Annotated in this window: 3 protein-coding genes; all 3 read right to left on the reverse strand. The window is 41.6% G+C overall.

The window, feature by feature from the left end; genetic code table 11:
* Positions 1 to 1,226 (reverse strand): efflux RND transporter permease subunit (locus UC75_RS20995; protein ID WP_228137249.1); only part of this gene is annotated, 1,226 nt, incomplete at its 3' end.
* On the reverse strand, positions 1,216 to 2,436 hold the full coding sequence (locus UC75_RS09730) for an efflux RND transporter periplasmic adaptor subunit (protein ID WP_049837459.1): 1,221 nt from the start codon (positions 2,434 to 2,436) through the stop codon (positions 1,216 to 1,218). The genes UC75_RS20995 and UC75_RS09730, both read right to left, overlap by 11 nt.
* A 2-nt stretch (positions 2,437 to 2,438) precedes the next feature.
* Positions 2,439 to 3,729: TolC family protein (locus UC75_RS09735; RefSeq protein WP_228137250.1), on the reverse strand; the 1,291-nt coding region annotated here is incomplete at its 5' end.

Below are 3,729 nucleotides of genomic sequence, written 5' to 3' on the forward strand. Positions count from 1 at the left end.
ATGAGGTTGGCACTAATGTTTTGTTCAGCCATACCTGTCAGGGTAAATAACATCGAAAGTGGAATAACGCAGGCTGTGATTAAAGCAGCTCGAAAATTTCCTAGGAAAATAAACAAAATCACAATAACCAGAATTGCACCTTCAACAAGGTTCTTCTGTACGGTTGCAATTGCTTTGTTTACTAAACTTGTTCGGTCATAAACCGTTTCGATTTCAACACCTTTAGGTAAGGTAGGCTGAATTTCCTTAATTTTGGTATCAACCGCCTGAGCAACGGTACGGCTATTTTCTCCCATCATCATCATGGCGATGCCAAGAACGCTTTCCTCACCGTTGTAAGTTGCAGCTCCTGTTCTTAAATCATGTCCAATAGAAACATTTGCCACATCGGCCACGCGAATTGGTAACCCATTTTTGGTGCTCACAGTAATGTTTTGAATATCTTCAACACTACTTAGCATGCCCGGCACACGAACGGTGAGTTGCTCTCCATTTTCTTCAATAAAGCCGGCACCGCGATTTTCATTATTTTCTTGCAGAGCAGTTTGAAATTCATTGATTGAAATCTGAAGCTGCTGCAAACGTTTTAAATCAGGCGACACAATATAAGTTTTATTGTAGCCACCGATACTGTTAATTTCGGCTACGCCTTTCACACGCTGCAACTGAGGGCGCACAATCCAGTCCTGAATTTCACGTAAATCCATGGCTGTATAGGCCGTACCATCTGATTTCTTAGCGCCTGATTTTGCTTTTACCACCCATTGGTAAATTTCACCTAAACCTGTAGAAACAGGAGACATGACTGGATCAACTGATTCAGGCAATTGCCCGTCCGCCTCTTGTAAACGCTGGTTAATCAGTTGTCTTGCCCAATAAATATCTGTTCCATCTTTAAAAATGATGGTGACTTGGGAAAGCCCGTAACGTGAAATAGAGCGGGTTTGTTCCAGATTTGGAATTCCAGCCATCGCATTTTCAATAGGATAGGTAATCCGCTGTTCAACCTCTAAAGCGGTATACCCATTGGCTTGAGTATTGATCTGGACCTGCGTATTAGTAATATCTGGAACTGCATCAATAGGAAGCTTTTGATAACTCCAGATCCCAACTCCAATCCAAGTCAGTACAAATAACATAACCCAAATAGCATTTTGAATAGCAAACTGAATAACTCTATCAAATAACCCTTCTGGTTTGGGTAGCTCAGGTTTATTAATGTCCATGCTCCGCCTCTCCCTTTTCCAGTTCGGATTTCAGCAAGAAGCTACCTTCTGCCACATAGCGCTGGCTTGGATTAATACCTTTTACAATTTCGACCCACTGACCATCTTTAGAACGTTGCCCCAACTGCACAGTGACAGGTTCAAACTCAAAGCCTGTTTTCACCATTTTTGGGGTAAAGATAACGTCTTTACCTTCAACTTGTTGAATCGCCTGAGCTTTTACACGGGTCACTTTTTGCGTTGTGCCTGAAGAATTCAGCTCAACATTAACCATTAAGTTTGGACGCAATTCACTACTATTTGCCAAGACCTTGGCACGTACTTGTAAACGCCCCGTTTGAGCATCGGCTTCAGTTGTTAAACTTTGAACTTGAGCGTTAAATGCATTCCCAGTTTGTAAAGATTTAAATTCAATCTGCTGATTTGGCTGTAAATTCAGATTTGTGGTGCTTGGTAAAATAAACCCCAGCCACAACTGATCAAGCTGATTAATAATAAAAAGCTGGTCTGCTAGCTGTACGTTTTCACCCACCACAATATCTTTGTTACTCACCATCCCAGTAATTGGCGCCGTTAAGGTGTAGCGTCCTCCTGAGCCCGAACCCGCCCCGAAAGCACTTAAGCGTGAGCGAGCTGCTTTCACTTGAATTTGGGCCTGCTGGTAAGCGTTATAAGCTCGTTGATAATCTTGCTTGGCAGAAATTCCTTGAGACCATAAGCTACGCTCACGTTCATAGTCCTGACGTGCTAAATCAAGATTAGACTGGGCAATTTGCAGATTGGCTTGTTGATCGACCAAATCTGGAACCAATAAGCTTGCAAGAGCCTGCCCTTTTTTAACCTGTTGCCCCAATTCAACATATACCGCTTCGACACGACCACTAAAGCTTGGCGAGACATGGGCTTGTCGGTCTGTATTCACAACCAGTTTTGCTGGATAAGTTTGAAGTTGAGGAACTTCACCTAGTTCAGCTTGTTCAATTTTTAAATTTTGTTCCTGCATTTGCTGAGCAGTGAGTAGCAGTGGTTTTTCGCCTTCTTCATGGTGTTCTTCACCCTCTTCTTCAGCATGCCCGTGACCTTCCGATGCTTCAGAAGAATTAGATTTATTTTTTGAATTTAAAACCAGTAAACCAATTAATAGTGCAGTGATTGCAGCAATCACCCCGACCCAAAGCCATTGAGAATTTTTCTTTAAATTTGTCGACATTATTATTCTCCTGCCTGAGTTGGGAATGTTTGACTTTGTTGCCAAGCACGTTGATTGAGTTGCATTAAGGCATCTTTAGCCATGATTTGTTCTGGTTCTAACCCAAGACGCAAACTTTGAATTTCAATTGAATTTTGCCAAGCTTGTTTTAATAGCTCGACTTTACGTAAGCGCACGTCTTGCAATTGCAGAGTGGCTTGTTGAACATCAGTAACGGCGAACTTACCCAAACGAAAACCTTGCAATGTTTTTTGCTGAACTTGAATAGCAAGAGGAACTTGCTGATCATTCAGTTGTTTAAACTGGATGCGTAAACCTTTTAACTCTGACATTAGGGTTTCAATATCAACCTGATTTTGCTGTCGATAAAAGCTTTGCTGACGTTGAGATAGCTCTTGTTTGGCCTGAGCAATCTTGATTCCGTATTGCTGGCGATTAAAAAGATTTAAAGGAATTTCTACACCTAAACGAATTTGGTTATCTGTACTCTGTTCTGGAGAACGAGTGTTATTAACACCCAGAGTTACAGTAGGCTGCGGTCTTGCTTTTGCTTTAAGCTGTTGAATATTGGCTTGCTGCGCAAGAGCATCTAACTGGAAAGAACGCTCTAATAAATTATTTTGCGCATCTTGGCTTGGTTCTACATTCGCTGCCAATGCCCATAACTGATTTGGACTTTGGAATAGCTGAAACTGACTTGAACCCCCTCCCCATAAGTTCACCAATTGCTGTTTCGCAACTTGTAGTTTTAAATCAACTTGTTGATATAAACGCTGATTTTCCAAGTGAGACATCCGCACTCGATCTACATCAACTTGCGCAATACTTCCTGCTTGATAACGCTTTTCCGATGCCAACAAATTTTCTTGGCTGACTTCTAGCTGCTCTGCAATAAGAGACTTTTCAAGCTCAAGCAAAGCCACTTGTGACCAGAAATATTTAACGATTAATCCAAGTTCAGCTCGATAACGCTGCTCGGCCAAATCAATTTTTGATATTTCCACTTTTGCTAAGTTTTGTGCAGCCTTACGTTGTCCAAAAATATCTAAAGGCTGAGAAATACCTATCGCGAGTTCTTTTTCTTGATCACTTTGGAAGCCAGTTTGTTCAATAGAAAGACTTGGGTTGGCCCATAAACGACTTTGCTTTAAATTGGCCTCAGCCATTTGCTGCTGTGCTTGCCAAACACCTTGCTGACTTTGATATTTTTGTACCTGCTCTAAGGCTTGGTCAAAAGTAAAGGCTGCTTTTTGAATATAACGTTCTTGTTGAATCTCAGACTGAGCCCTCGCT

The organism is Acinetobacter sp. V2, from assembly GCF_001188385.1.
Classification (GTDB): Bacteria; Pseudomonadota; Gammaproteobacteria; order Pseudomonadales; family Moraxellaceae; genus Acinetobacter; species Acinetobacter oleivorans.